Raw genomic sequence first — 25548 nt, 5'->3', positions numbered from 1 at the left:
GCGGTTCAGGCCGCCTTGACTTCCTCGGCCACCACGTCGGCCTGACGCGCCGCCTTCAGCACTTTGGCCCACCATGCAACGTCGTTGACCAGTGCAGTCGCCGTCTGGTTCAGGTGCTCGAGCTCCTCGAGCTTCTTTTCACCTTGCCGGACGGCAAGGAAATCGCCCCAGGCAATATGGACTGCCGACTTGACCGGCGCCATCTGCAGCTCGACGGCATGCAATCTGAGCTGCTCGACGGCACGCGCGCCACCGACGCTGCCATAGCCGACGAAACCGGCCGGCTTCTTGTTCCATTCATTGGCGGCGTAGTCGATCGCGTTCTTCAACACGGCCGTCGGGCCATGGTTGTATTCGGCGGCAGTGAAGATGAAGCCGTCGAACTCGGCGACCTTCTTCTGCCAGCGCTTTGCCACCTCATTCTGCGACGGCGCCCAGGCGGACGATGCGACCTCATCGAAGAACGGCAGCGGGAAGTCGCGCAGATCGACCACTTCCACGTCGATATCGGCATGCGATTTGGCGATCTTGGCGATCCACTGGGTCGGAACGTCGGCAAATCGTGCGGCGCGGGTCGAACCGACGACAATGGCGATTTTGGGTTTGGACATAGAGGGGCTCTCCTTTAGGCAAATTTCTGGTATCGTTTAGATACCTGAGCTATATGAGTGACTACGCTCACGAGGCGCAAGGAGGCACCTTTTTGTTACCAAGGCACCCGCACCGCACCGAGGACTGCCGCGCCATCTCGGAAATCCTGCAGCGCGTCGGCGACAAATGGACCGTACTCGTCGTCGGCAAGCTCGGTGACGGGCCGCTGCGCTTCAACGAATTGCGCAGTGCCGTCGGCGGCATCTCGCAGAAGATGCTGACCACCACATTGCGCGGGCTCGAGCGCGACGGCTTCGTCACCCGCACCGTGTTCCCGACCATTCCGCCGCGCGTCGACTATGAACTGACCGACCTTGGTTACGAGCTTCTTGTGCCGGTCGGCGCGCTCGGCGACTGGGCGCGCAAGAACACCGAGCGGGTCAAGGCCGCGCGGGCGAGGTTCGATGGGATTCATGCCTGAAACTCTTGCGCTGCAAGGGTTTGCGCACGGCGCGTAGCGTAGACGAATTCTACGGCTGCATCTGCATTCCGGCCCACAGACGGCTTTCGGGCCGATTCGATTCGGGGCTGATTGACCACCCTGCCGTCGGTGGCGCAGGCCGCGCCCTTCGCCGCAATTGCTCACGGTCATCGCGCCGGTTTCTTACGTCGTCGCAACGCAGATTTCGCACCCCGTCACTTGCCGCTTGAGGGTGTGGTTTTCGGCGGCGCAACTGGCTTCGGCCTCGTCTCGTTTGACCTCGGTTTTGGCGGTCCCGGCCATCAGGCAAAACAAGGCGGCAAGCGCGCCTGCCAATGCGCCGTTCAGCAATCGTTGACGCATTGTTTTTCCCATGTCCTGCCGGACATGGTCACGAAAATGTGCGAAGGCGAATATGAAAAGCGTCATAGCATCGCTGTTCACGTCTCATTGCGAGAGGCTGGCAGCGCGTTGCCGTTCGACTTTAAGCTGACTGCATCCAGCCGGTCAGCTTTCCGCCGGAACGGCCTTCGGCTTGCCTTCGCTGTCCAGCGCCACCATGACGAAGTCGGCGTGGGTGACCTTTTCCATCAGGTCGGAGAGGTAGCGCTGTGCCCATGCCTCGACCTTGAGCGTCATCGAGGTGCGGCCGACGCGCTCGACATGCGTATAGATGCACAGCGTGTCGCCGATCTTCATCGCCTTGGCGAACGACATTTCCTTCACCGCCGCCGTCACCACGCGGCCCTTGGCGCGCTCGGCGGCGCGGATGCCACAGGCAAGGTCCATCTGTGCCATCACCCAGCCGCCAAAAATGTCGCCCGCTGCATTGGCGTCCGAAGGCATGGCCAGCGTCCTGAGCGTCAGATCGCCAATCGGCCGGCCGTCCGCGTAATGCACCATGCGCCAAATCCCCTCGATATCGATCTTCTCCCGATCCCGTATCGGGATGGCACCGATGCGTCAACGCGCACAGCCAGGTGCTAAACTGCGCACGGTGAGTTGAGAAAGGCAGCTGACATGAAACTTACCTCTCGCCCTCTGACGCCAGATCTATGGGCCGCGCTCGAGGACCTGTTCAGGGAGAGCGCCGTCTGCAGTCGCTGTTGGTGTATGTACGGGCGGATCGGCAGTTCTTATCGAAAGCGACCAGGCGAGGAAAACAAGGCTGCGTTCCGGCAAGCCGTCGAGCATGGTCCGCCTCCAGGCGTACTTGCTTTCGACGGCGGTACTGCTGTCGGCTGGTGCCAGGTGACGCCCCGAAATGCCGTGCCCTGGCTCGATCGGCTGTGGCAGTTGAAGCGAGTGGATGACGCGCCGGTCTGGTCCTTGTCCTGCCTCTACGTGCGAAAAAAATACCGCCGGCAAGGCATCACATCTCACCTGATCGCAGCGGCGCTGGAAGCTGCAAGGCGCGCAAACGCCCCCGCGCTTGAAGCCTATCCTTTTGATGCCGACGTTTCGCCGAGCGCTTCCGGCAGTGGATACGCCTCCATCTTCGCTCGCGCCGGGTTCAGGGTCGTCGCTCGCAGGGTGCCAGCCCGCCCGATCATGCGTTATGATTTCAAGCAAAATTCTGATGATGGCGTATGATGCTTGGACCGCTTGCCCACGAGGCAAGGGCCGCTTCGGGCAGGACACCGAATGCAAACGAAGTGCCGGTCGCTTTTTTCACAGGCGATGCCGCAAGCTCCGCGGATCGCGGCGGCTTGCGGCGTCTAGGTTGAGCGAGAATTCGGAGCCGACCGCAGCCACCATGCAGACCTATGATTTTATCATCGTCGGCTCCGGCTCGGCCGGTTCGGTTCTGGCCGAAAGACTGTCGGCTTCCGGCCGCTTCTCGGTGTTGGTGATCGAAGCCGGCGGCACCGACCGGCGTTTCTACGTGCAGATGCCGCTCGGCTACGGCAAGACCTTCTTCGACCCGGCGGTCAACTGGAACTACAAGACCGAGCCGGACCCGGGGCTCGCCGGCAATGTCGACCACTGGCCGCGCGGCAAGCTGCTCGGCGGCTCGAGTTCGATCAACGCCATGGTCTGGATCCGCGGCGCGCGCGAGGATTTCGACGCTTGGGCAGCGGCCGGCAACCCCGGCTGGGGCTTCGATGACCTGCTGCCCGTCTTCAAGGCGCTCGAGGACAATCAGGCCGGCGCCGACCAGTGGCGCGGCGTTGGCGGCCCGTTGCATATCACCGACTGCTCGACCTCAGTCCATCCGCTCACCAAGCGCTATCTGGCGGCCGCCAACCAGGCCGGCCTGCGGTTCAATCCGGATTTCAACGGCGCCTCCCAGGAAGGCGCCGGCATCTATCAGATCACCACCAAAAACGGCCGCCGCATGTCGGCTGCCCGCGCCTTCCTGCGGCCGGCGATGAAGCGAAACAATGTCCGCGTCGAGATCAATGCGCTGGCGACCAGGATCCTGTTCGAGGGCAAGCGCGCCGTTGGCATCGAGTACCTGCAGAACGGTGAAACGAAAACTGTCCGCGCCGGCCGCGAGGTCATCCTGTCCGGCGGCTCGGTCAATTCGCCCCAGTTGCTGCAGCTTTCCGGGGTCGGCCCGTCCGCCCTGCTCGGCGCTCTCGGCATTCCCGTCGTCCACGCCAACGAGAATGTCGGCGCGAATCTGCAGGACCATGTCGGCATCAACTACACGTATCGGGGCAGGCTGCCGACGCTCAACCAGATCCTGCGCCCGTGGTGGGGCAAGCTCATGGTCGGCATGCAATACGTGCTGATGCGCTCCGGCCCGCTGTCGCTGTCGATGAACAATGCCGGCGGCTTCTTCCGCACCGACCCGGCTCTTTCACGGCCCAACATGCAGCTTTATTTCCAGGCGTTCTCGACCGTCATCCCGAAGAGCGGCGAACGCCCGATCCTGACCCCAGATCCGTGGCCGGGCTTTTCCATCGGCCTGTCCAACTGCCGTCCATCGAGCCGTGGCGGGATCATGATCCGCTCCGCCAATCCGCGCGATTATCCGAAGATCGTCGCCAATGCCTTTTCGACCGAGGCTGATATCGCCGAAATGCTGGCGGCGGTGAAGTTCATCCGGAAGATCGCCGCCATGCCGGCGATGGCCGAGATCATCGAGGAAGAGGTTTTGCCGGGCCCGTCAATCACCTCGGACGCGGATCTCATTCAGGATTTCAGGAAACGTTCGGGCACCGTCTACCACCCGGTCTCGACATGCCGCATGGGACCGGACGCTGCGCGCGCCGTTGTCGACCCGCGCCTGACAGTTCACGGCCTCGCCGGCTTGCGCGTCATCGACGCCTCGATCTTTCCCGATAACATCGCCGGCAACACCAACGCCGCCTCGATCATGACCGGATGGAAGGGCGCCGAACTGGTTCTGGAGGATCAAAAATGAAAATCACCGAGGTGAAGACCTGGGTTGTCGGCAATCCGCCGCCCGGCATCGGCGGCAAGTATTTCATCTTCGTCAAGCTCACCACCGACGGCGGCGTGGTCGGTTATGGCGAGGCCTACAACGCCACCTTCTCGGCTCATGTCACCGCGAAAATGGTCGAGGACATGGCCGAACGCTATCTCGTCGGCCGCGATCCGCACGACATCGAGAACTTCTTCCGCCGCGCCTATTCGTCCGGCTTCACCCAGCGCCCGGACGTTTCCGGCATGGGCTGTTTCTCGGCGCTCGAAATGGCATGTTGGGACATTATCGGCAAGGAGGCCGGCAAGCCGGTCTACAAGCTGCTCGGCGGCCAGGTGCACGAAACGCTGCGTTCCTATACCTACCTCTATCCGCACACCGGCAGCGTCCACTCGGAGGATGCGCGCGGCAAGAACGTCTACAACGATCCCGATCTGGCGGCCGAATGCGCGCTCGAATATGTCGAGCAGGGTTTTAATGCCGTCAAGCTCGATCCGGCCGGCCCCTACACCGCCTTTGACGGTCACCAGCCGCGTCTCGTCGACATCGATCTCTCCGCCCGCATGGTCAAGGCGATCCGCGAGGCGGTCGGCACAAGGGCTGACATCCTGTTCGGCACGCACGGCCAGTTCACTGCGTCGGGCGCGCTGCGCATGGCCCGCGCCATCGAGCCTTACGACCCGCTGTGGTTCGAGGAACCGGTGCCGCCCGACATGCCGGAAGTAATGGCACAGGTGGCGCGCGGCACGTCCATCCCGATCGCCACCGGCGAACGGCTGACGACCAAGTTCGAATTCGCCCGCGTCATCGAGAATCGCGCGGCAACCATTTTGCAGCCGGACCTCGGTCGCTCCGGCGGCATTCTCGAAACCAAGAAGATCTCCGCCATGGCCGAGGCCTATCACATCCAGGTCGCACCGCACTGCTATTGCGGGCCGATCGTCGGTGCGGCCAACATCCAGCTAGCCGTGACCTTGCCCAACTTCCTCATCCTGGAATCGCTGAAGCAGTGGGACGGTTTTCACGAAAAGCTGCTGAAGAAGAAGATCGAATGGCAGGACGGCAACGTCATTCCGTCGAAGGAGCCCGGCCTCGGCGTCGAGCTCGACGAGGCGGTCTGCGAGGCGCATCCCTGGACCGGCAAGGACCTGCATCTGCAGATGATGCAGACGCCGTTGATGCCGTGAGCGCGCGCAAGCGTTACGCCTTCATCGGCCTTGGCCATCTCGGCGCTCACCTCGCCGCCAGCCTGATCCGCAATGGTTTCACCATCACCGTCTTCGACCGCGATCCCGCGGCTGTCGAGCGCCTGTTGACGCTCGGCGCGATCGCCGCAAGGAGCCCAGCCGAGGCAGCCGCCCTGGCCGGCAACGCCATCACATGCCTGCCGTCGCCTGATGTCAGCGAGGCGGTGCTGGCCGGTCCCGGCGGATTGCTCGAAGGCCTGCCCAAGGGCGGAAGCTGGATCGAGATGTCGACCAATGGCCAAGACGAGATTGTGCGCCTTGCATTCCTGGCTTCGGCAAGCGGCGTCGAGACGCTCGAATGTCCAGTTACTGGCGGCGTGCATCTGGCGGCGGTCGGCAAGATCACCGCACTGGTCGGCGGCGATCGGGCACTCTATAAGCGTCACCGTCCGGCCATCGACGCGATGTGCGCAAGGTCTTTCCTGATGGGGCCGATCGGTTCGGCGGCGGTGATCAAGGTCATCACCAACATGCTGGCCTTCATCCATCTCGTCGCCGCCGGCGAAGCGCTCATGCTGGCCAGGAAGGGCGGGCTGGATCTTGCCCAGTCCTACCACGCCATATCAGCCTCGTCCGGCAACAGCTTCGTCCACGAGACCGAGAGTCAGCTGGTGCTGAACGGCTCCTACGATATCGGTTTCACCATGGACCTCGCATTGAAGGACCTGGGCTTCGCACTGGACATGGCCGAGAAATTCGGCGTGCCGCTCGAGCTTGCCTCGCGCGTCAACGCCATATTCGAACAAGGCAAGAACACCTATGGCGGCAGCGCCTGGTCGACCATGATCGTCAAGCTTCTGGAAGATGCGGTCGGGACCGACCTTCGTGCGCCTGGTTTCCCCGCCAAAGTCGACGTCTGACATCAGGTAATTGTCACGCGATTTCAGTACATTGACTGGATCGCCGAAATCACGCCCGTAACGACCTGAATCAGTCTCTCAGCGCGTTGATTCAATACCTCAGCGTAAGCGCGCCCGGCAGGATCTCGAAGGTCGCCGGTATGCGCCCCGGCGATTCACCGTCTACGTCGACCAGCGCGCCGTTCTTCTGGACATCGCCCAACGGTTCGACAACCACTTTCTTGCCGCGCAAAATGGTGATCGCCGGATGGTTGCGATGCCGCCCGCCATAGAGCAGACGGATATCCCAGATCAGTTTCAACTTGCCCGCCGCCCGCAGGATGACGATGTCAAACTGCCCGTCGTCCAGTTCGGCATCCGGCGCGATCATCATGCCGCCGCCGAAGAACTTTCCGTTGGCCACCGCCACCAGCGCCACGCGCGCCTCGACCGGGACGCCGTCGTCGACGGTGATCACAACGTCCTGGAACCGGTAGCGCATGAATTCCCACACGGTGCGCCAGTAGAACAGCGCCTTGGCCGACACCTTGCCCTTGCGCTTGTCGGCGTTGACCGCCCGGTCGGTAGCGCCCGAAAGACCGAGGCTGGCAATGTTGATGAAATGACGGCTGGCCAGCGCGCCATGGTCATCAACATAGGAGATGCGGCCCGCATCGACCCTGCGAGCCTTGGCCTCGGCGATGCGCTTCAGCGTCAAGTCGACCTCGTCCGAAAGACCGAGCCCGCGGGCGAAATCGATGCCGGCGCCGCAAGGCAGCAGGCCGAGCTCGGCCGTCCGGCCGCTTTCTGCAAACGCCTGCAGCAGCCCGTCGGCCACTTCGCTCGCGGTGCCGTCGCCGCCCGCCGCGATCACCAGGTCGAAGCCGCTGGCGGCAAGGACGAGCGCCAGCCGTTCGGCATCGCCGGTCGCCTGCGTTTCGCGCAGCTCGAAATCGCCGAAATATTTCCTGAGCGAAGCACTGACCTCCGGCCAATGCCGTTTGAGCCGGCCGCCACCGGCAATCGGATTGAGAACCACCCCGACCTTCAAGAACGCCCTCCCCAAAGGACGGCAACGAAACTGCTGTCCTAAAATCCTTTGCCGGCATTGAAGCCCGCGCCGCTCTGTGGGGCAAGGGCCGAATGTTCGATCTTGCTGCTCGCCGCAGATGAGGGCGTGATCCGCCCCTGCATCTCGTCGAAAAAAAAACGCTCGGCCGCCGAGTTCAGTCCCCGATAATCCCGCTATCCACAGGCTCGTGGCTGTTTCGCCAAACGCTTATCCCCCGTATGTTAAACCCATCTCAGGCGGCTACCGATCGCCAAGTCGAAAGGCAAAGCGAAACGGCGGATTTCCTGAGGCCCGTACGGCCCCGAACGAAAGCAGGCTTGCCTGATTTGAGGAGGGATGCCGAGACCTACGGGGCCGCGGAAAGCGTGCGAACGCCTACGGCGGACCGATGCTGCCATGAAGGACGGCAAAAACCTTCGATGGCGCGCTGGACGAAGCTCGCAAGGGTGGAACTGGCGAGGTCCCGAACGGACGCTGCCCTCGGGCGGTGACTGGCAGGACCGTCAACATCAAGGCCGGCATGGCGCGACGTCTTTACGGAAGTTGCTGCCGCGACCGTGTCCTGATCTGACAGGGAGGCGCCGGGAGAAATCCCGGCGCCGACTGTCGTTTGGGCTTCTCTCGCGATTTGACCGCCAGGCTCACGCGCATCGGATCGACTACGATCGCCCCGGACGGAAACTTCCTGACGTTGATTCAGAAGCTTTGCAGCAGACGTCAAGTCGAACACATCTACGATTGGTGAGACCTTTCGGCCACAGTCAGCAATGGTGAAAGGTTCCGTGGCGTACCCGTCACGCTCATTCCATAATCGCGGCCAAATCCCGCCTTGTTCCACGGTGATTGACGATGCCTGAGCGTCGCGCATCCTGTTCGGTCACGCGAAGAACCTCGGCGGTATTTTTCAAGCAACTCGAAGGGACAAGACCGTGATCAAGACCGCCCTTGTCGCCATGACCATCGTCGGCTGCGACTGCGATGCCAGGCTTTGCGAATATATTGGCGAGACGCCGGCCAAGTGGTCGACCATCGCCGATTGCGAAGCGGCCATGAAAAGCCAGACGTTGCACGCGCGCAATTTCAACTACCCGCTGATCTCGGGCATATGTCGCACGACGCAAACGCCGTCATCGCAGCTTGCCGCGACGGCCTCAATGCCCGCGTTGACGACGGCAGCGCAGACAGGCACCGACCCGCTCCCCTCGGAATTGAGCCGTCGGCCCAACGTTGCTGTCGGATCGCAGGCAACGGCGACGGAAACAGAAGCTGCCACACCGGTTGCCTATGACTCTGTGGTCGATAGCGGACGCCCGGTGCTGTATCGCACAAAGAACGGCTACGGCGTCGTCAAGACAGACCTTGGCCGCGCCGCATCCGCGACCATCGGCATGGCCAAGCGGTCGGCGAATTGGCTGGCGGCCAAGATGCCCGGCGGCTAACCCGCTGCCTCGTCCTTTGCACCGATCTTGCGCACCAGCGCAGCCGTCGCCAGCATCGCGCCGATGTCTGATATCATCGGCGCGACATGCTTGGCGTAGTCGAGCGGCACCGAGATATCAGGCAGCTCGAAAAAATCCTTCGTCTGCGGCAACAGTAGAAAACCATCGCTACCATTGAGCGCAACCCGCGCTGGATCATCGGGCCATGTCTCGCTGAGCCATGTGAGTGCCTGCGCCAGCCGGCCGCTCACCAGCGGCTGCGCCGCCTCGACATTGTCGGTGCGGAAGTCGTAGGCGGCATCGAGCTCGGGCACGCCGCATGACAATTCTTGCATCCTGCTGGCGAACATGCCGCGGAAGAACCCGACGGCCATGTCAGTCCGGCGGGCGGCCACCAATATGCCGGGGAACGGCACGATCGTCTCGAAGGCAACGACGATCCCCTTGAATGCTATCGTGCCGCTCTTGCCCGTGCCTTGCCGGAGATCCGCTTCGTAAAGCTCGAACGGAAATCCCTCGTAGCGGCCGGATACGATGTCGTCGAAGCGCTTGGTGTTGAAAGTGCCGATCGTCTCGCGCGGCAGCCGGTCGAACGAATTCGGCGTCACATCATGCTGGTAGCGCATGTCCTCGATGAAACCGAAGATGATCGGCAGCAGCGTCTTGCGGAACGATTGCTGCAACGTGCTCGTCGGCTTGATCGCCTGGAAATAGAGCAGGATCGCCGCCACGAACCCGACGACATAAAGGAACACATGCGGCGTCGAGAACCATCGCTCGTATGGGTCGGCGATCATGTTGAAAAGCCAGGCGACGAGTGCCACGAACAACAGCACCAGGCCGATGAACAGCGGCACCCGCCAGCGGACTCGCCGGTAGGCCGAAGCCCTTTCGGCCTCATAGGCCGCGAGATTGCTCTTGATGCCGGCGATGTCGGTTTCATCAGGCATGAAATCCGCTGCTTCCATCGCCATCCCACCGTCGAAAGACCGAACACCCTCGGACAATAGCCGATTTTGCGGAAAGTCGCGCGACTACAGCGTTGGGAAAGGTGGTGAGCCCACACGATTTATCCGAGCCACCAGTCAACTGTGGCCATCAATTCCCTTACCAAAAACCGCAACGAAACGGTTCGTAACGTTTTGCCTTAATGCGCCCTCCAGCGCCTCAATGGGAACCAGCCGCTCATGGTCGCCGGCGCGCAGCCGCATGAAGGCATGCAGCCGGTAGGCGGCAATGGCGCCACGCGTGTCGGCATCAGCGCTGACATCGGCGGTCAGGATGCCGCCGATGCGGCCGGGCCATGGCTGTCGCGCCAAGGCGGTGCCAAGAAAATCGCCGAGCCCATAGGCGACGAGCGCCTTGCCGATCCGCTCCACCGGCTGCACGACATGGGCATGATGGCCAGCGATCAGCCCGACGCCTTGCGCGGCCAAATGCCGTGCCAGCGCCCGCGTTGCGGCCTGTGGAAAATGCCGGAATTCCCAATCCCAGTGTGGCACGGCACAGGTGAGGTCGACGGCGGCACCGCGCGGCCATCGTGCCGGGTCGCCTTGCATCGACACACGGCCCGCGAACGCAGCCGCGCCGGCATTGCGCCACAGCGTGAAAGCGGCAAAGCCTATTGTCAGCGGCCCGACCGCAAGGCGCTCGACCGGATCGCCGGCGGCGGTACCGACGCTGCGGATGCCGAGACGGTTCAGCGCCGCCACGGTCTCGTCGAAACCCTCGACGCCTTGGTCGAGCACATGGTTGTTGGCGAGCGATAGCACCAGTTTCTCGCGCGAGATGCCTACGGCCGCCAGCGCCTCGGCAAGAAACCGCTCGGTCATGGCATGACGGGTGCCAAGCTTCGTGCCTATCGCCACGCTCGGTCGCTCCACCACCGGGCTTTCGCAATTGCCGACCACCAGATCGGCGGAGCCGAGCAACGTGGCGATCGCCGGGTCGCATTGCGGCGCATTGCGATTGGCCACCGCCGAGATATCGCCGACGAAGGCGAGCCGCACCGTCCGCCCCGGCGGCGGCTCGATCATCGTTCCTGCCGCCGGTGCAAAACCACGGGCGTCGCCGCCAAGCGTCGGCTTCAGGAACCGCGGCAGCCAAGACAATTTGTAGGAAAGCGGATAGTTCGACACGCGCAGCCTGTACCGGAATGAACGGCCACGGTAGACGATGCGCCCGATATAGCGAAGCGCCTCTGTTCGGAATCGTGCGGACAAGGCGCGGCACGCGAATTGCGTGTATGCTTGCCGCCGAACAGCATACCGGAGGACCAAGATGACGCGATTTTCGAGCCTGCTGGCATCCGCCCTTATTCTGCTGCTGCCGGTTGCTTCTGCCGGTGCCGCAGCCCCCGAACCGGCCGCCCTGTTCGAGGCAAAAACCGTAGCCGACCGCGACAGCACGCTTACCGCGTTGGAAGCCGCTGCGCCCAGTGATCCCGCGTCGGCCTACGCCGCCGGCGCCGGCCAATTCTTCACCGCGCTGGAGATCCTGGCCGGCGGCCTGCACCGCCACGGTTTCGAAAGCCCGCAATCATTCATACTGCCGCTGATGCGGCTGCCGGTCCCGGACAATCCCAATCCCGAGCCGCTGACCTACGACGACTTCCGCGCCATCCTGGTCGCCTTCCGCGATCGGCTGGAAAAGTCCGCCGCCACGCTTGGATCCGTGCCTGCCGATGCCGACATCGGCATGGAGGTCGACCTCACACGTCTCGGCATCGACCTCAACGAGGATGGCCAGATCGCGCCGGACGAAAGCGCCGCCGCGATCATGGCGTCCCTGTCACGCGGCGGTGCGCCAGACGCAGCCGCACCCGCCCTCACCTTCCGCTTCGACCGCGCCGATGGCTACTGGCTGCAGGGCTATGCCGAATTCCTGATGGCGCAGGCCGATTTCTGGCTCGCGCATGATTTCAGGAACGCCTTCGACGGTTCGTTCCACATGCTGTTCCCGCGCGCCAAACTGCCTCTGCAGGACACGCTCGTTCCGCTGGACGGCGGCATGAGCGGCGGCATGTTGTCGTCCGAATGGCGCATCGCCGATTTCATCTCGCTGGTCCATCTGGTCAACTGGCCGGTGGTCGAACCGGAGCGGCGGCAGGCGGCGCGCCGCCATCTCATGGAAATGATCCGCCTGTCCCGCGAAGACTGGAAGGCGATCCGCGCCGAGACCGACAACGACCGCGAATGGCTGCCTGGCCCGCAACAGAAAGGCGCCAGCCCGCTCACCGGCCTGGAAGTCGGCGAGGAGCAGGTCCAGGCCTGGCACGCCGCGCTTGATATGGCCGAGGACCTGCTCGAAGGCCGCATCTTGCTGCCGCATTTCCGCTTCGCCGACAAAGGCATCAATATGAAGCGCTTCTTCGACGAACCAAAGCCCTTCGACCTGGTGCTGTCGATCACCGGCCCGGCCATCGCGCCCTATCTCGAGAGCGGAAAAATCCTCACCGGCGAAGAGTTCGACCAGATCCAGCGCCAGTTCGGCGGCGCCGGGTTTTTGACGTTTGCGCTGTGGTTCAACTGAGGGCGCGTTTCGGCATCGCTCCTGACACCCTTGTGTCAGGAGCTTGGTTTCCTCTTGCGCCCCTAGTCACTCCGCTCTTTCCATTTTGGCCGATACCTCCCATATTCGGGGCATGGCCAAACTTTCTGATAAAAAAACGCCGCCGCCGGCGCGTGATGATCGCGCTTCGCCGCCCAAGCGGCGCAGCCCGTTGACTGATTTCCTTGATGCGTCGGAGCCGCTGCACAAGGGCGGTTTTGCCGAGACGCCGCAGACCGAGTTTTCAGGCGCGCCGCTGACCGGCTCGATCGCCGATTGGGCCGAGCAGATCGAGCAGGAGGCCGAGCGGCAAATCTCCCCCCTCGAGGGGGAGATGTCGCCGAAGGCGACAGAGGGGGTCGCCGGAGCTAGCGCGGGACGCAAGGGCACGCCGAGCGCTGCCGCACCGACCCCACCCGGCGGCTCCGCCGCCACCCTCCCCTCAAGGGGGAGGGAAGGCGCCAAGCAAAAGAAGATTCCCGAACGCTCCTCCTCCCCCGGCCGCACGGCGCGGGGCACCTCGATGGGCGGCGCGGCTTCGGCCAGGGAGCGCACCGCGGCCGGTCTCAACCCGGTTGCCGGCCTCGATGTTTCGTTGGAGGAAGCCGAGACCATGGCCTCCGGCGGCGTCACCGCCACCGTTGCGGCGCTGTCGGCGCTGATCGAATCCGGCAACCCGCTGCACAAGGACGGCGTGCTGTGGACGCCGCACCGGCCGGCCCGGCCGGAAAAGTCCGAAGGCGGCATCGCCATTACGATGGTGTCGGATTTCGAGCCGGCCGGCGACCAGCCGACGGCGATCAAGGATCTGGTGGAAGGCGTCAACGACTACGACCGCACCCAGGTGCTGCTCGGCGTCACCGGTTCAGGAAAAACCTTCACCATGGCCAAGGTGATCGAGGAGACACAGCGCCCTGCCTTGATCCTGGCGCCGAACAAAACGCTGGCCGCGCAGCTTTATTCCGAGTTCAAGAAATTCTTCCCGGAAAACGCCGTCGAGTATTTCGTCTCCTATTACGACTACTACCAGCCGGAAGCCTATGTGCCCCGGACCGATACGTTCATCGAGAAGGAATCGTCGATCAACGAGCAGATCGACCGCATGCGCCATTCGGCGACGCGCTCGCTGCTGGAGCGCGACGACGTCATCATCGTCGCCTCGGTATCCTGCATCTACGGTATCGGCTCAGTCGAGACCTACACGGCGATGACCTTCCAGATGCAGATCGGTGACCGGCTCGACCAGCGCGCGCTGCTCGCCGATCTCGTCGCGCAGCAATACAAGCGGCAGGATATCAATTTCGTGCGCGGCTCGTTTCGCGTGCGCGGCGACACGATCGAGATTTTCCCGGCCCACTTGGAAGACCGCGCCTGGCGCATCTCGCTGTTCGGCGACGAGATCGAGGCGATCACCGAGTTCGACCCGCTGACCGGCCAGAAGACCGGCGAGCTGAAGAGCGTTAAGATCTACGCCAATTCGCACTATGTGACGCCGCGCCCGACGTTGAACCAGGCCATCAAGTCGATCAAGGAAGAGCTCAAGCACCGGCTGGTCGAACTCGAACGGGCCGGACGCCTGCTCGAGGCGCAGCGGCTGGAGCAGCGCACCCGCTTCGATCTCGAGATGCTTGAGGCGACCGGCTCCTGCGCCGGCATCGAGAACTATTCGCGCTATCTCACCGGCCGCCAGCCGGGCGATCCGCCGCCGACCTTGTTCGAGTACATCCCCGACAACGCGCTGGTCTTCATCGACGAAAGCCATGTCACCGTGCCGCAGATCGGCGGCATGTATCGCGGCGACTTTCGCCGCAAGGCGACGCTGGCCGAGTACGGCTTCCGTCTGCCGTCCTGCATGGACAACCGGCCGTTGCGCTTCGAGGAATGGGACGCGATGCGCCCGCTCTCCGTCGCGGTTTCGGCGACGCCCGGCGCCTGGGAGATGGAGCAGTCCGGCGGCGTCTTTGCCGAGCAGGTCATCCGCCCGACCGGCCTGATCGATCCGCCGGTCGAGGTGCGCCCGGCCAAGACCCAAGTCGACGATGTCGTCGGCGAAATCCGCGAAACCACCAAGGCCGGCTACCGTACGCTGGTCACCGTGCTGACCAAGCGCATGGCCGAGGACCTGACCGAATATTTGCACGAGCAGGGCATTCGCGTCCGCTACATGCACTCCGACATCGACACGCTGGAGCGCATCGAGATCTTGCGCGACCTGCGCCTCGGCGCCTTCGACGTGCTGGTCGGCATCAACCTTTTGCGCGAAGGTCTCGACATTCCCGAATGCGGCTTCGTTGCCATTCTCGATGCCGACAAGGAGGGCTTCCTGCGCTCCGAAACTTCGCTGATCCAGACCATCGGCCGCGCCGCGCGAAATGTCGACGGCAAGGTCATCCTCTATGCCGACCAGGTCACCGGCTCGATGGAGCGGGCGATGGCCGAGACCAACCGCCGTCGCGAAAAGCAGATGGAGTGGAACGCGGCCAACGGCATCACGCCGGAATCGGTCAAGTCGCGCATCTCCGACATCCTGGACTCGGTCTACGAGAAGGATCATGTCCGCGCCGACATCTCGCAGTTCACCGACAGCGCCGGCGCCATGATGGGCAACAATCTGAAAGCCCATCTCGACGCGATGGACAAGCAGATGCGCGACGCCGCCGCCAATCTCGACTTCGAGAAGGCGGCCCGCATCCGCGACGAGATCAAGCGGCTGCGCGAGATGGAGCTGTCCATCTCCGACGATCCGCTGGCCAAATATGCCGATATGGAAAGCCCGGTTTCGGGCCGCGAGAAGGGCAAGCACAACAAGGGCCGCGCCATCCACCGCACGGTCGACGATGACGGCAAGGGTCTCTTCCGCAAGCCCGCGCTCGACGAGATGGGCGCCGACGGCGCCGTGCCGGTCAAGAAGCCGCTATTCGCCAAGCCTTCACTCGATGCGATGGGTCCGGGCTCCGACATGCCGACGCCCGCCGGTGCGGTATCCCGCTCGCTGTTCAAGAAACAGTCGGCCGAGGAGGCGCACGGCTCCGATTTCGGCATCCCCGGCGACTCGACCAAGCCGCTGTTCAAGAAGAACTCGCTCGACGAGATGACCGTGCGCCGGACCGAAAAGCCTGTTGACGGCGACAAGCCGGTCAAGCGCGAGCGTACCGGCATCGGTTCCTACGAAGATCCAGCCGATGCCCGCCGTGAAAAGCGCCGGCCGGGTAAGACGGGCAGGCCGGGACGGTAGGGCAGGCAATTGCTTCAAATTTGCGCTGCTCACCACGTTCCAGCGTTGATAATTGGCGAAGCCGAAGCGACATCCGATCTCCCCCGCAAGGGGGGAGATCGGCAGCTTCGCCGACAGTGCCTGCTCCGGAGATCGGCGCTACCGCTTGTCTGAAGCCCTATTGGCGGTGCCACTTGCCATCGGCCCTGCCCTTGGTGTAGCCAGTTTCCATAACTCAACGTCTTGAAAGGAGGGGCTGCGTGACTTTCGACCACCACCGTCAGCGCGGCCCTGTCCCTGCCCTGCGAGCCTGCTTGCAGGGCTGACCAGAGACGGTCCGGGTTCTCCCGCTTCGATTTTCTTGGTCTGCCCTTCGTGGTGCCGCAACGCCGAGCCTGATGGCCAGCCTGCGCACCGTCAAAGTGCATCGAACCGGAACCTCCCTCCGGCCAGACCAGAGAAACCCACATGGCCCTGATCAGCCTCAAGTCCCTCGGCGTCACCATGAGTGCGCCGCTCTTCTCCAACCTTGATCTCACCATCGGCACCGGCGACCGCCTCGGTATCGTTGCCGCGAACGGCCGCGGCAAGTCCACTTTGCTGAAGTGCCTGACCGGCGAAATGGAGCCGACATCAGGCGACATCACCCGCACGCGCGGCCTGCGCGTCGGCTATGTCGAGCAAGCCGTTCCCGCAGCACTGGCCGAGCGCAGCTTTCAGCAGGTGGTGGTGGACGCTTTGCCGGCCGAGCAGGCCGAAAGCGAGCAATGGCGCGTCGATGTGGTTCTTGACTCGCTTGACGTGCCGCAGCCGATGCGCGAGCGGCCGCTGCGGGCCTTGAGCGGCGGCTGGCAAAGGCTGGCGCTGATCGCCCGCGTCTGGGTCACTGATCCGGACGTCCTGCTTCTCGACGAGCCGACCAACCATCTCGACCTCGCCAAGATCAGCCAGCTCGAGACCTGGCTGAACGCGCTACCGCGCGAGGTGCCGGTGGTGATCGCCAGCCACGACCGGGCCTTCCTCGACGCAACGACCAACCGGACGCTGTTCCTGCGCCCGGAACAATCGCCGGTGTTCTCGCTGCCCTATTCCAGGACACGCGATGTGTTGAGCGAAGTCGACGCCTCGACCGAGCGCAAATTCCAGCGTGACATGAAGGTGGCGCAGCAATTGCGCCGGCAGGCGGCCAAGCTCAACAACATCGGCATCAACTCGGGCAGTGACCTGCTGACGGTCAAGACCAAGCAGCTCAACCAGCGCGCCCAGCGCCTCGAGGAGGTCGCAGCGCCGGCGCACCGCGACAGATCGGCGGGCGCGATAAAGCTTGCCAATCGCGGCACCCATGCCAAGGTGCTGATCACGCTCGACGACGTGGCGGTCGAGACGCCTGACGCAACGCTGCTGTTCAAAACCGGCAAGCGCCACATCTGCCAAGGCGACCGCATCGTGCTGCTTGGCCGCAACGGCGTCGGCAAGTCACGGCTCATCAGCCTGATCAGAAATGCCGTCGTCGAGCCAGAGACGGCAACGCAAGGCGTGAAGGTGACGCCGTCGACGGTGCTCGGCTACAGCGATCAGGCGCTGTCGGGCATCAGCGGCGAAGACACGCCGCTGGCGATGCTCTCGCGCAGATTCGATGTTGGCGAGCAGCGTGCCCGTTCGCTGCTGGCGGGCGCGGGCATCAGCATCGACATGCAGGAGCGCAGGATCGGCGTGCTGTCGGGCGGACAGAAGGCGCGGCTGATGATGCTGGCGCTGAGGCTTGCCAATCCCAATTTCTACCTGCTCGACGAGCCGACCAACCATCTCGACATCGACGGCCAGGAGGCGCTGGAAACGGAACTGCTCGCCCATCAGGCAAGCTGCGTGCTCGCCTCGCACGACCGCTCCTTTATCCGCGCGATCGGCAACCGCTTCTGGCTGATCGAGAAGCCGCGGCTGACCGAGGTCGACAGTCCGGAGGATTTCTTCCGCTCGGTGGCCGAGGGGACTGGCTGAGGAAAACAATGCATCTGCCGGGCCGACATTTTGAAGTACTGTCGTCCCGGACGCCGTGTTGACCACGGAAGAAAGCTTTTCCATCGACCTAAAAAGGCGCATCCTGCCGCGGTAGAGCTTAGGGAGGGATAGGATATGCGTGCGGTAGACCTGGTTAACAACTTCTACCAAGCCTATGCAGACCGCGACATCGAGGGCGCACTGGCGCATTGCGCCGATGATGTCGTGTTTCGTTGGATCGCCGATCCGCGGCAGTCGCGTCGCGCCGGCAGCGCTCGCGGCAAGCAGGAATTCCTTGCGCGCCTGGCGGACCTGAATGAGGACTTCGAATACCGGCGCGTCATCCCGGTCGAGATCATCGATGGCGGCGACAAGGTTGCCGCCCAGGTCGAGTACCACATGACACGTCGCACGACCGGCGACGAGTTCGTGATGCCCGTCGCCGATTTCTGGACAATACGCGACGGCCTGGCCGTCGAGGTGGTGGAATATTACGACACTGCGCTAGCCGCGGCGGTCAGCTGAACCACATCCGCCTTTGCACGGGCCGGTACTGATCTGACGACAAGAAATTTCAGCGGTCTGTCGGATCATGGCCGCACGCTACGTCCTTGGGACGCCGACACGATGATGCCGGCTTCAACCAGGGAGAGTGCATCATGTCCATTCTGTCATCCAGAGGCCGCATCGCGACCCGTTACTCGGCGACCCGCGCCCGTTACCGCAGCCAGCGCGCGCTGCTTTCACTGCCGATCGAATTGCGCAAAGACATCGGCTGGCCCGAAATCCTCGACGCGCAAAACGAACGTCGCCTTGCCATGGCAACCTCATTGACCAAGGTAATATGAAGCCTTTGGCCCGTGGCCTGAGCATTTGATCTTGGCGTTCGAAAAAAATTCGGCGGCCATGTAGGATTGCCGCCGCCTCGTTCGTCCTTTGGTTGGCAAGGCCAGCCAAACGCAAAGAGGAGCAAGACATGAACGATCAGCCCCAAACCAAGCCCGCAGCGAAAGTCCTTGGCGGCTTGACGCCCTATCTTCAGTTGGATGGCGCCTTCAAAGCCGCCGAATTCTACAAAAAGGCCTTCGGCGCCGAGCAGGTCTTCTTCTACCCGCCGGACGAGCAGGGGCGGACGATGCACATCCATCTCCACATCAACGGTTCGACCTTGATGATCTCCGACTTCTATCCCGAGCACGGAATGGCCGCGGTGAAGCCGCAGGGCTTCACCATGCAGCTCCATCTCGGCAGCGATGACATCGACGCCTGGTGGAAGCGCGCCGTCGACGCCGGCTGCAAGGTCGGCACGCCGCTACAGGTAATGTTCTGGGGCGACCGCTGGGGTCAGCTGACTGATCCCTTCGGCGTGGAGTGGGCGATGAACGCGCCGGTGAAGGCAGCGTAGCGCCTTCTTTCCTTCTCCCCTTGTTGTGGGAGGAGGAAAAACCCTACCCAACCCAAGGAGAACCACAATGTCCTATGTCGATGGTTTCGTACTTGCCGTGCCCAAGGCAAATCTCGATGCCTACAAGAAGCTGGCAGAAACAGCCGGCGCCGTCTGGAAGGAGCATGGTGCGCTCGCCTTTGTCGAATGCATAGGCGACGATGTGCCCTATGGCGAGGTCACCTCGTTCCCGCGCGCCGTGCAGGCCAAGGAAGACGAGGTCGTCGTCTTCTCATGGGCCGTCTATGAATCGCGGCAGAGCCGCGATGCGGTGATGGCCAAGGTGATGGCCGACCCACGCATGAAATCCGACTGGTCGGCGATGCCGTTCGACGGCAAGCGCATGATCTTCGGCGGCTTTCAGCCCTTCATTGAGCTGTAGGCCCGCATTACGCTAGCCGGTCGAGCAGCGGCTTGAGCCGGTCGCCATAGCGTTTCCACAGATCGACCGACCCCTGGTACATCGGCTGGCGCACCTGCGCCGCCGACGCCGTTCGCACCGGCCGGTCGGTCTCGTGGAACGACAGCACCGCATCGTCCCATGGCAGGCCGAGATGGGCGATCAGCGCCCGCGTCTGTCCTTCCTGGTCGGCGACGAAGTCCTCGTAGCGCACATCATGCACGACATCAGGCAAAACGGTGCGCCAATGCGCCATGATATCGGTGTAGAGATTGTGGAAATCGGCGAGCTCGCCGAGGTCGTAGCCGTAGCGGTGGCTGTCGCCGCGGAAATGCACCTTGTAGATCGACAGGCAGGTCGCCGCCGCGTCGCGCGCGCAATGGATGATCTTGGCCTTGGGCAGCATCAGATGGATGAAGCCGATCAGCAGGAAGTTGCCGGGCATCTTGTCGGTGACATGCCGGAAACCCGGATAGCGGGCGTGCAGCAGGTCTAGATAGACCTGGCCTGCCTCGGCATAGGCCTTGTCGGGCAGGTCGGCAATCCCGCTGGGGAACCCGCCCTTCATACCAGGCGGAAACTGCTTGCCGACCGCCGTCTTCAATATGCCGAGCTCGCCCGCGCCATAGACTTGGCGGTGGCTGGCGATGATCTGCTCGACAAGCGTGGTGCCGGAGCGCGGCATGCCGACGACGAAGATCGGCGTGTCGTCGGCAATCCCGCTCGGTCTGTGCCTATCGAAGAAGGCCTTGTCGAACACCGCCTTCATCGTTTCGAATTCGGCACGTGTCCTGGCCGCATCATAGTCGATGCCCGTGCGGCGGATCGCATTGCCTTCGGCGAAATAGTCGAAGGCACGGCCATAATCCTTCAGATCGTCATTGGCCTTGCCGAGGCCGAACGAAAGCTGCATGCGCGCCAGGCTGCCTTCCGGCGCCTTCGCGTGCTGCGCCTCCATCCCGGCAAGCTCGGCGTCGCGCTCCTGCTGGCGCTTGACCTGAGTGAGCATCAGCCAGGCCCTGGCCATGCCGGGATCGACCGCCAGCGCCTGCCGGAAATGCTCCGCCGCCTCTCCGAGGTTACCCTTCTCCATCAGCCCGACGCCCAGGCCATGCAGCAGGTCGGCGTCCTTCGGCCGAATTGCCAATGCTTCGCGGAAGACGGCAAGCGCCTGGTCGAGCCGCCCTGCCTCCTGCAGCGTTTCGGCAAGCCCGATGCGAGCGCGGACATGGAACGGGTTGCGACCGATGGTGCCGCGATAAATCTCCTCGGCGCCCTCGAACTGGCCGAGTTGCTTCAGCGAGGAGCCGAGATTGTCGCGCGCCGCGAGTTGGTCCGGTCGGATTGCCACCGCGCCACGGAAGAAATCGACGGCTGCACTGACACGGCCGAGGTCGCGCATCACCGTGCCGAGGTTGTTGAGGAAATCCGGATTCTTGGGCTGCAGGCGCACCGACTGTTCGAGGAGATCAAGTCCTTCGGCGCTGCGCCCGGTCTGGTGCAGCAGCAAACCGAGGAAATGTGCTGCCGCCGCATGATTGGCCTTTTGCGCCAGCACCTGCCGGTAGAGCATCTCGGCTTCCTGCCGGCGCCCCGCCTGGTGCAATTGCAGCGCCTGCTGCACGCGCTGGTCGAGCCCCAGCGGCGGCTGTCCGCCTGAGCCGAAACTGGCGCCCGAGCCTGCCGGTCTTCTCTGATCTCTGTTGATGGGAAACCTGCCGTGTTTTGTCCGCCTGCCGCGATCTAGGCCATCGGCGCGGCAGGTTCAAGGGTTCGCAGGCCAGTTTACCGGAAATCGGCCTGGGTCAATACATACATGTTCTTGCGGCCGTGCGAATAGGCTTCGCGCGCAACATCCTGGATCGACGAACGCTCCGCATCGAAGGCGCTGAGATACTCGGCTTCCGCCCCGCCCGTGGCCGTTGCCGCAGAAAGCGCTGCAATCTCCACAAAGAAGGGCACTTCGAACATGCCGTCATGGCCGACGAAGCGAATGCGCCTGGCGGCAGCGTCGTAGGAGCGGCTGCGGTTGGGAAAATTGAGCGTCATGATCGAGTTCCTCAGCGCATGACCCCGAACCGGAGGTTCGGAAAGGATCATCCGCAGTAGGGCACTGCAAGCCGGCTGTCAGATCAGGCGGTTGGTCTCCGCAACCTGTCTGGCCCGCCGCAGCGTGCCGTCGGTGTCGGCGATCCTTCGCCTTGCTGCCTCGTCACTTCGTATCGTCAGCCGCGCCGACATGACTTTTGTAGGCCCGGCGGCCTGCTTGATAATCGGCTCGATTGTTACGGTCGAACTATCAGGTGTTTTCACGGAAACCATGGTTTTTCCTTTCAGATGTAAATAAAAATCGATGCCGGGATGAATTTTTCCGGCACAATCTCAAACAATTCTTGTGAAGTGTCCGGATCGTATCACCATTTTACAAATAGCCCTAGAAAAGTAATTTCGCGACAAGGTCGGCGACAGGCGGGAATCTTCTTGAATAAACCGCAATTTCGGATTAATGAATAGAGATCGTTTTTTGGGCCAAGCTTGGCATCCGCGGCGTCAGAGGTTCTCGACCCGCCAAACTCATTCCAGATCGCCGATACCCAAATTGCCGATACGGGACACACGACACTTAAGTCCCGGTGCCGCGAAGCGGGCACCACCTTATCGGATCCAAGCCGGGAACGAGACTTCGAGGCACGAGAATGTCTGGCCGAACTACCCATTCCATCGCGCATTTCGAGGCACCCTTCATGCTCGGCGGCCTGGAAGGAAAATTGCCGGCCGGCGACTACGACATCGACCACGATGAGGAGCTTATCGATGGCATGTCGTGGCTTGCCTGGCGCCGTGTCGCCACCTTCATCCATCTGCCGGCAAGGACGGTGAAAAGCCAGACCAGCCAATTGGTTGCCATCGACTTCGCCGAACTCGAAACCGCGCTGAGGCGCGACCAGGAGAATGCCGCATGATCCGCTTCCAGCAGAACGCACGCCCGCGCACCGACACGCCCGCACATCTTTTCGCGATCGGCCAGACCGTTCGCATGAAGAGCCGCACCGGCCTTGTCCAGAAGACCGCTGAGCTGTTCCAGATCAAGAGCAAGCTGCCGGTCAAGGACGGCTCGCCGCAATACCGCATCCGCAGCGACGAGGAGACCCATGAGCGGGTCACCACGGAAGACAATCTCGAAGTGGCCGACAATCCAAACAGCTAGCCGCCCATCAACCGTCGCCACGATGTTCACCAATCACGAGGGACCAGGAAATGGCCAAGGGTCAACTGCGCAGCAACCGCGAGACACGCAAGCCCAAGAAGGACAAGACGGCGGCAAAACCGGCCTCGCCCTTCGACTCGGCTGTCAAGCAGGCGGAGGCCGGTTTGAAACCGAAGTCCAAGGGCTAGCGGCGGACGGATGAGCAGCCCTGCATTCATCCAGCCACCGCGCGGATCGGATCAAAGATCACATAATTTCGAAGCCATAGGGTCAGGATTGGCTAGGGCCGAGTTCATCGCCTATTGCCGCAAGGCGAGGCTGCCGGCGTAGAGGCAAGAGCCGCCAGTTGCCCTCGCGCGGCTACGCCCAGTTGATGGATGAGCCCCTCCCCGCCCGGAGACGGGGAGGAAACCAGCCTCTCAGCAGGGACCGTCGTCGACGATGCGATAGTCGGCGGCGCGAGCCTCGCAGGCGTTGGGGAAGGTGCGCAACTCGCCGCCGCGGCGGGCGCAGACCGGGCGGTATTCGCGCGTGCAGAATGTCTGCTCTCCATCACCGCCACCGTCGCGGCACTGGCCGCCGCTGATGATGCGATATCCGGCCCGCTCGGCAAGGCAGGCATTGGCGAAGGTCTGGCGGTCGCCACCGCGCCGGGCGCAGACCGGATCATACTGCTTGGTGCAGAATTGCGGCCCGGGCCTTGGCGGGCGGTACCGCGGTCCTTCCTCCACCACAACCGCGGTACAGGCTGCAAGAACTGCCGACAGCAATAGGATGGCAAAACCCTGCCGCGAGAAGATTGCCGCAAGAAATTTCATGATCATACCTCCCGGGCCCCGCTCCGGTGCAAGATGCGCTCCACTCCAGGCCGATCCTCGCCATTCCGCTGCCAAATGCAACCCCTGTTTGCAAGCTGCCCCGCCTGCTGGACCATGCGTGGCCAGGCTCTGGCTGATGACCGGGCGAGCACCCCAGTCTATCGAGGCTATGCGCCCATCGGTCGGCCCGCGGACGCTACCTTGCAACGATCACCTTTCCGTGCGATAAATTTCGTGTTCGGGCATTTGCGACCCGGAGAGCGGAACGTTTTGGACGACCTTTCCCCGATACTGTGAATCTCTGACGGCCCCGTTTTTCGGCGGGGGGTTTTGACCATGCGCCAATGCATGACTGCCGAAGCAACCACCGGGACTTGCCCACGGCGTCAGGCGGCGGGCAAACCACAAAGACTGACACGGGTGAAGGAGTTTCCCCAATGGCCCAGACCGGCACCGTTAAATTCTTCAACGCTACCAAAGGCTTCGGCTTCATCACGCCAGATGACGGCGCCAAGGACGTGTTCGTCCACATCTCCGCGATCGAGGCTTCGGGCCTGCGCACGCTCGTCGATGGCCAGAAGGTCACCTTCGACGTCGAGCCCGACCGCATGGGCAAGGGGCCGAAGGCGGTCAATCTGCGCGCGGACTGAATCGTCGGCGCGCGCACGTCCGCGCGGACGTGCCAGGAGTGTGCCCGAGGCCCCACCAAAGGCCTTGAACCGGCTTTCAGCGCCGGACCCGAGTTTTCGAAGGCGCGGCGGTTTTTGTCGCGCCTTTTTCGTGGCGTGGCGGCAAGCCAGGGCTCGCAAAACTTTCTCTTGCCGATGACGCTAAAATAAACGACAAATTTCCACTCGGGCATTTGCCGGCCCGAGACTGGACTTGATGGGATCAAAGGAGCTTCCCATGCCGCAGACCGGCACCGTCAAATTCTTCAATCATGCCAAAGGCTTCGGCTTCATCACGCCGGATGATGGCGCGAAGGATGTCTTCGTCCATATTTCGGCCGTGCAGGCGTCGGGTCTTCCCGGTCTTGAGGATGGGCAGAAGGTAACATTCGACACGGAGCCGGACAAGCGCGGCAAGGGTCCGAAAGCCGTCAACCTGTCGATCGGCTGAGCCGAGCTCGAGACAGCGTCGGACGGTCCCGTGGCGCAGGTCCGCTCCTTGTTGAGCGTACGATATTTGTGCCTTGCGCCATGCCCGATCGATGAATATCGGCTGGCCCCAGCCCGTCAATTTCGTTCAGCCCCCGTTCAGTCACGGTCACCTATTAGCTTCGGTAAAGCCGGACCGCATCCCCGAGATTAACCGGGCCGGCATGAAGGAGACCGACATGAATCGAATTTTCAAGACCGCCGTCCTGTCCGCCGCGATTGCTGCGACCACGCTCGCGACCTTGCCAGCGGCCAGCGCTGGTGACTGGCGCCACCGGCACCATCATCGTGGCAATGGCGATGCGATCGCGGCAGGCGTCCTTGGCCTCGCGGCCGGCGCCCTGATCGTTGGTGCGCTCAACAACCCGCAGCCCAGCTATTACGACCCCGGCTACGACGATTATGGTCGTTATCCACGCTCCGCCCCGGTGCGCCGCTACTACGCGGAACCGCGGGTCGTCTACAATGACGGCTACGCAGAGCCATGGACCCGTGGCTGGTATGAATATTGTTCGGATCGCTATCGCTCTTTCAACGCCCGCACCGGCACGTTCATCGGCTATGACGGCGAACAGCATTTCTGCACCGCGAACTGAGGCTTCCTGCCCCCAAACAAAGCGCTGTCCGCAAGGCCAGCGCGTTTTTGTTGTCAGCATGCATAAGGGAAGAGATTGAAGCGCGTCGCATGAGGCACCCC

29 protein-coding genes are annotated in these 25548 nt (G+C 62.9%); 19 read left to right on the top strand and 10 right to left on the bottom strand.

Going from position 1 to position 25548, the window contains the following annotated elements:
- Positions 1-5: 5 nt before the first annotated feature.
- On the bottom strand, positions 6-611 hold the full coding sequence (locus tag AC0NIE_RS12185) for an NADPH-dependent FMN reductase (protein ID WP_473488717.1): 606 nt from the start codon (positions 609-611) through the stop codon (positions 6-8).
- Positions 612-703: 92 nt separating this feature from the next.
- Here AC0NIE_RS12185 and AC0NIE_RS12180 point away from each other — a divergent pair, with 92 nt between their 5' ends.
- Positions 704-1072, top strand: coding sequence for a winged helix-turn-helix transcriptional regulator (locus AC0NIE_RS12180; RefSeq protein ID WP_473488718.1), 369 nt, complete (start codon positions 704-706; stop codon positions 1070-1072).
- 183 nt (positions 1073-1255) lie between these two features.
- Here the strand turns inward: AC0NIE_RS12180 and AC0NIE_RS12175 are convergent, their stop codons facing one another.
- Both AC0NIE_RS12175 and AC0NIE_RS12170 read right to left on the bottom strand, forming a co-directional pair.
- Positions 1256-1423: a hypothetical protein gene (locus AC0NIE_RS12175; RefSeq protein WP_473488719.1), complete on the bottom strand. Its 168-nt coding sequence runs from the start codon at positions 1421-1423 to the stop codon at positions 1256-1258.
- Positions 1424-1579: 156 nt separating this feature from the next.
- Positions 1580-1975, bottom strand: coding sequence for an acyl-CoA thioesterase (locus AC0NIE_RS12170; protein WP_123148439.1), 396 nt, complete (start codon positions 1973-1975; stop codon positions 1580-1582).
- Between the two features lie 117 nt (positions 1976-2092).
- On the opposite strand from AC0NIE_RS12170, the gene AC0NIE_RS12165 reads away from it, so the two are divergent.
- The 4 genes from AC0NIE_RS12165 to AC0NIE_RS12150 all read left to right on the top strand — a co-directional run bounded on the left by AC0NIE_RS12165 (position 2093) and on the right by AC0NIE_RS12150 (position 6573).
- Entirely contained in the window at positions 2093-2665 is a 573-nt protein-coding gene (locus tag AC0NIE_RS12165) for a GNAT family N-acetyltransferase (RefSeq protein WP_473613725.1), read from the top strand.
- A gap of 163 nt (positions 2666-2828) precedes the next feature.
- Entirely contained in the window at positions 2829-4445 is a 1617-nt protein-coding gene (locus tag AC0NIE_RS12160) for a GMC family oxidoreductase (protein ID WP_473488756.1), read from the top strand.
- The gene (locus AC0NIE_RS12155; RefSeq protein ID WP_473488720.1) at positions 4442-5653 is read left to right on the top strand and encodes a mandelate racemase/muconate lactonizing enzyme family protein; all 1212 of its coding nucleotides are present in this window, start codon (positions 4442-4444) and stop codon (positions 5651-5653) included. Before AC0NIE_RS12160 ends, AC0NIE_RS12155 begins: the two co-directional genes overlap by 4 nt.
- Complete coding sequence (locus AC0NIE_RS12150) at positions 5650-6573, top strand: NAD(P)-dependent oxidoreductase (RefSeq protein WP_473488721.1); 924 nt, start codon at positions 5650-5652, stop codon at positions 6571-6573. Before AC0NIE_RS12155 ends, AC0NIE_RS12150 begins: the two co-directional genes overlap by 4 nt.
- 91 nt (positions 6574-6664) lie before the next feature.
- On the opposite strand, the gene AC0NIE_RS12145 is transcribed toward AC0NIE_RS12150, so the two are convergent.
- Positions 6665-7603: a diacylglycerol/lipid kinase family protein gene (locus AC0NIE_RS12145; protein ID WP_473488722.1), complete on the bottom strand. Its 939-nt coding sequence runs from the start codon at positions 7601-7603 to the stop codon at positions 6665-6667.
- Between the two features lie 950 nt (positions 7604-8553).
- On the opposite strand from AC0NIE_RS12145, the gene AC0NIE_RS12140 reads away from it, so the two are divergent.
- Positions 8554-9063, top strand: a complete 510-nt coding sequence (locus AC0NIE_RS12140) for a hypothetical protein (RefSeq protein ID WP_473488723.1) — start codon at positions 8554-8556, stop codon at positions 9061-9063.
- Here AC0NIE_RS12140 and AC0NIE_RS12135 read toward each other — a convergent pair.
- A complete protein-coding gene (locus AC0NIE_RS12135) occupies positions 9060-10031 on the bottom strand; it encodes a hypothetical protein (RefSeq protein ID WP_473488757.1) in 972 nt (323 codons plus the stop codon). The genes AC0NIE_RS12140 and AC0NIE_RS12135 overlap by 4 nt on opposite strands.
- Before the next feature lie 117 nt (positions 10032-10148).
- On the bottom strand, positions 10149-11201 hold the full coding sequence (locus AC0NIE_RS12130; protein WP_473488758.1) for a CapA family protein: 1053 nt from the start codon (positions 11199-11201) through the stop codon (positions 10149-10151).
- Between the two features lie 142 nt (positions 11202-11343).
- On the opposite strand from AC0NIE_RS12130, the gene AC0NIE_RS12125 reads away from it, so the two are divergent.
- The 7 genes from AC0NIE_RS12125 to AC0NIE_RS12095 all read left to right on the top strand — a co-directional run bounded on the left by AC0NIE_RS12125 (position 11344) and on the right by AC0NIE_RS12095 (position 19650).
- Entirely contained in the window at positions 11344-12594 is a 1251-nt protein-coding gene (locus tag AC0NIE_RS12125) for a hypothetical protein (RefSeq protein WP_473488724.1), read from the top strand.
- 112 nt (positions 12595-12706) lie between these two features.
- A complete protein-coding gene (uvrB, locus tag AC0NIE_RS12120) occupies positions 12707-15847 on the top strand; it encodes an excinuclease ABC subunit UvrB (RefSeq protein WP_473488725.1) in 3141 nt (1046 codons plus the stop codon).
- 447 nt (positions 15848-16294) lie between these two features.
- Entirely contained in the window at positions 16295-17824 is a 1530-nt protein-coding gene (locus AC0NIE_RS12115) for an ABC-F family ATP-binding cassette domain-containing protein (protein ID WP_473488726.1), read from the top strand.
- Positions 17825-17959: 135 nt separating this feature from the next.
- A complete protein-coding gene (locus AC0NIE_RS12110; RefSeq protein WP_473488727.1) occupies positions 17960-18349 on the top strand; it encodes a nuclear transport factor 2 family protein in 390 nt (129 codons plus the stop codon).
- A 134-nt stretch (positions 18350-18483) separates the two neighbouring features.
- Positions 18484-18672: a hypothetical protein gene (locus AC0NIE_RS12105; protein ID WP_473488728.1), complete on the top strand. Its 189-nt coding sequence runs from the start codon at positions 18484-18486 to the stop codon at positions 18670-18672.
- A gap of 128 nt (positions 18673-18800) precedes the next feature.
- Positions 18801-19229, top strand: coding sequence for a VOC family protein (locus AC0NIE_RS12100; RefSeq protein ID WP_473488729.1), 429 nt, complete (start codon positions 18801-18803; stop codon positions 19227-19229).
- A gap of 67 nt (positions 19230-19296) precedes the next feature.
- Positions 19297-19650 carry a DUF1428 domain-containing protein gene (locus AC0NIE_RS12095; protein ID WP_473488730.1) on the top strand — a complete coding sequence of 118 codons (354 nt, stop codon included), beginning with the start codon at positions 19297-19299 and terminating at the stop codon, positions 19648-19650.
- A gap of 7 nt (positions 19651-19657) precedes the next feature.
- On the opposite strand, the gene AC0NIE_RS12090 is transcribed toward AC0NIE_RS12095, so the two are convergent.
- From AC0NIE_RS12090 to AC0NIE_RS12080, 3 genes are all read right to left on the bottom strand, one after another.
- Positions 19658-21292, bottom strand: a complete 1635-nt coding sequence (locus tag AC0NIE_RS12090; protein ID WP_473488731.1) for a tetratricopeptide repeat-containing sulfotransferase family protein — start codon at positions 21290-21292, stop codon at positions 19658-19660.
- Positions 21293-21453: 161 nt separating this feature from the next.
- Positions 21454-21717 (bottom strand): DUF1488 family protein, encoded by a 264-nt coding sequence (locus AC0NIE_RS12085; RefSeq protein WP_292180390.1) that lies wholly within the window; start codon positions 21715-21717, stop codon positions 21454-21456.
- Between the two features lie 78 nt (positions 21718-21795).
- Complete coding sequence (locus AC0NIE_RS12080) at positions 21796-21990, bottom strand: hypothetical protein (RefSeq protein ID WP_473488732.1); 195 nt, start codon at positions 21988-21990, stop codon at positions 21796-21798.
- Positions 21991-22364: 374 nt separating this feature from the next.
- On the opposite strand from AC0NIE_RS12080, the gene AC0NIE_RS12075 reads away from it, so the two are divergent.
- From AC0NIE_RS12075 to AC0NIE_RS12065, 3 genes are read left to right on the top strand one after another with little or no spacing between them, the layout of a single operon-like run.
- Complete coding sequence (locus AC0NIE_RS12075; RefSeq protein ID WP_292213191.1) at positions 22365-22631, top strand: hypothetical protein; 267 nt, start codon at positions 22365-22367, stop codon at positions 22629-22631.
- Entirely contained in the window at positions 22628-22876 is a 249-nt protein-coding gene (locus AC0NIE_RS12070; RefSeq protein WP_473488733.1) for a hypothetical protein, read from the top strand. The genes AC0NIE_RS12075 and AC0NIE_RS12070 overlap by 4 nt, the downstream gene beginning before the upstream one ends.
- A 50-nt stretch (positions 22877-22926) precedes the next feature.
- Positions 22927-23064 (top strand): hypothetical protein, encoded by a 138-nt coding sequence (locus tag AC0NIE_RS12065; protein WP_473488734.1) that lies wholly within the window; start codon positions 22927-22929, stop codon positions 23062-23064.
- A gap of 231 nt (positions 23065-23295) precedes the next feature.
- Here the strand turns inward: AC0NIE_RS12065 and AC0NIE_RS12060 are convergent, their stop codons facing one another.
- Positions 23296-23694 (bottom strand): Kazal-type serine protease inhibitor family protein, encoded by a 399-nt coding sequence (locus AC0NIE_RS12060; RefSeq protein ID WP_473488735.1) that lies wholly within the window; start codon positions 23692-23694, stop codon positions 23296-23298.
- 437 nt (positions 23695-24131) lie between these two features.
- Here AC0NIE_RS12060 and AC0NIE_RS12055 point away from each other — a divergent pair, with 437 nt between their 5' ends.
- From AC0NIE_RS12055 to AC0NIE_RS12045, 3 genes are all read left to right on the top strand, one after another.
- Complete coding sequence (locus AC0NIE_RS12055; RefSeq protein WP_023799871.1) at positions 24132-24344, top strand: cold-shock protein; 213 nt, start codon at positions 24132-24134, stop codon at positions 24342-24344.
- Positions 24345-24600: 256 nt separating this feature from the next.
- Positions 24601-24813 (top strand): cold-shock protein, encoded by a 213-nt coding sequence (locus tag AC0NIE_RS12050; RefSeq protein WP_006202521.1) that lies wholly within the window; start codon positions 24601-24603, stop codon positions 24811-24813.
- A 217-nt stretch (positions 24814-25030) separates the two neighbouring features.
- On the top strand, positions 25031-25447 hold the full coding sequence (locus AC0NIE_RS12045; protein ID WP_473488759.1) for a BA14K family protein: 417 nt from the start codon (positions 25031-25033) through the stop codon (positions 25445-25447).
- Positions 25448-25548 lie beyond the last annotated feature (101 nt).

The organism is Mesorhizobium sp. WSM4842 (genome assembly GCF_055901575.1).
This window is presented reverse-complemented; position numbering and strand designations above follow the sequence as displayed.

Coding starts and splice junctions, on each gene's coding strand:
- AC0NIE_RS12065 (WP_473488734.1), top strand. CDS start 22,927: ATGGCCAAGGGTCAACTGCGCAGCAACCGCGAGACACGCAAGCCCAAG.
- AC0NIE_RS12185 (WP_473488717.1), bottom strand. CDS start 611: ATGTCCAAACCCAAAATCGCCATTGTCGTCGGTTCGACCCGCGCCGCA.
- AC0NIE_RS12135 (WP_473488757.1), bottom strand. CDS start 10,031: ATGGAAGCAGCGGATTTCATGCCTGATGAAACCGACATCGCCGGCATC.
- AC0NIE_RS12050 (WP_006202521.1), top strand. CDS start 24,601: ATGCCGCAGACCGGCACCGTCAAATTCTTCAATCATGCCAAAGGCTTC.
- AC0NIE_RS12110 (WP_473488727.1), top strand. CDS start 17,960: ATGCGTGCGGTAGACCTGGTTAACAACTTCTACCAAGCCTATGCAGAC.
- AC0NIE_RS12165 (WP_473613725.1), top strand. CDS start 2,093: ATGAAACTTACCTCTCGCCCTCTGACGCCAGATCTATGGGCCGCGCTC.
- AC0NIE_RS12060 (WP_473488735.1), bottom strand. CDS start 23,694: ATGAAATTTCTTGCGGCAATCTTCTCGCGGCAGGGTTTTGCCATCCTA.
- AC0NIE_RS12160 (WP_473488756.1), top strand. CDS start 2,829: ATGCAGACCTATGATTTTATCATCGTCGGCTCCGGCTCGGCCGGTTCG.
- AC0NIE_RS12105 (WP_473488728.1), top strand. CDS start 18,484: ATGTCCATTCTGTCATCCAGAGGCCGCATCGCGACCCGTTACTCGGCG.
- AC0NIE_RS12155 (WP_473488720.1), top strand. CDS start 4,442: ATGAAAATCACCGAGGTGAAGACCTGGGTTGTCGGCAATCCGCCGCCC.
- AC0NIE_RS12080 (WP_473488732.1), bottom strand. CDS start 21,990: ATGGTTTCCGTGAAAACACCTGATAGTTCGACCGTAACAATCGAGCCG.
- AC0NIE_RS12075 (WP_292213191.1), top strand. CDS start 22,365: ATGTCTGGCCGAACTACCCATTCCATCGCGCATTTCGAGGCACCCTTC.
- AC0NIE_RS12070 (WP_473488733.1), top strand. CDS start 22,628: ATGATCCGCTTCCAGCAGAACGCACGCCCGCGCACCGACACGCCCGCA.
- AC0NIE_RS12055 (WP_023799871.1), top strand. CDS start 24,132: ATGGCCCAGACCGGCACCGTTAAATTCTTCAACGCTACCAAAGGCTTC.
- AC0NIE_RS12115 (WP_473488726.1), top strand. CDS start 16,295: ATGGCCCTGATCAGCCTCAAGTCCCTCGGCGTCACCATGAGTGCGCCG.
- AC0NIE_RS12045 (WP_473488759.1), top strand. CDS start 25,031: ATGAATCGAATTTTCAAGACCGCCGTCCTGTCCGCCGCGATTGCTGCG.
- AC0NIE_RS12100 (WP_473488729.1), top strand. CDS start 18,801: ATGAACGATCAGCCCCAAACCAAGCCCGCAGCGAAAGTCCTTGGCGGC.
- AC0NIE_RS12095 (WP_473488730.1), top strand. CDS start 19,297: ATGTCCTATGTCGATGGTTTCGTACTTGCCGTGCCCAAGGCAAATCTC.
- AC0NIE_RS12125 (WP_473488724.1), top strand. CDS start 11,344: ATGACGCGATTTTCGAGCCTGCTGGCATCCGCCCTTATTCTGCTGCTG.
- uvrB (WP_473488725.1), top strand. CDS start 12,707: ATGGCCAAACTTTCTGATAAAAAAACGCCGCCGCCGGCGCGTGATGAT.
- AC0NIE_RS12085 (WP_292180390.1), bottom strand. CDS start 21,717: ATGACGCTCAATTTTCCCAACCGCAGCCGCTCCTACGACGCTGCCGCC.
- AC0NIE_RS12170 (WP_123148439.1), bottom strand. CDS start 1,975: ATGGTGCATTACGCGGACGGCCGGCCGATTGGCGATCTGACGCTCAGG.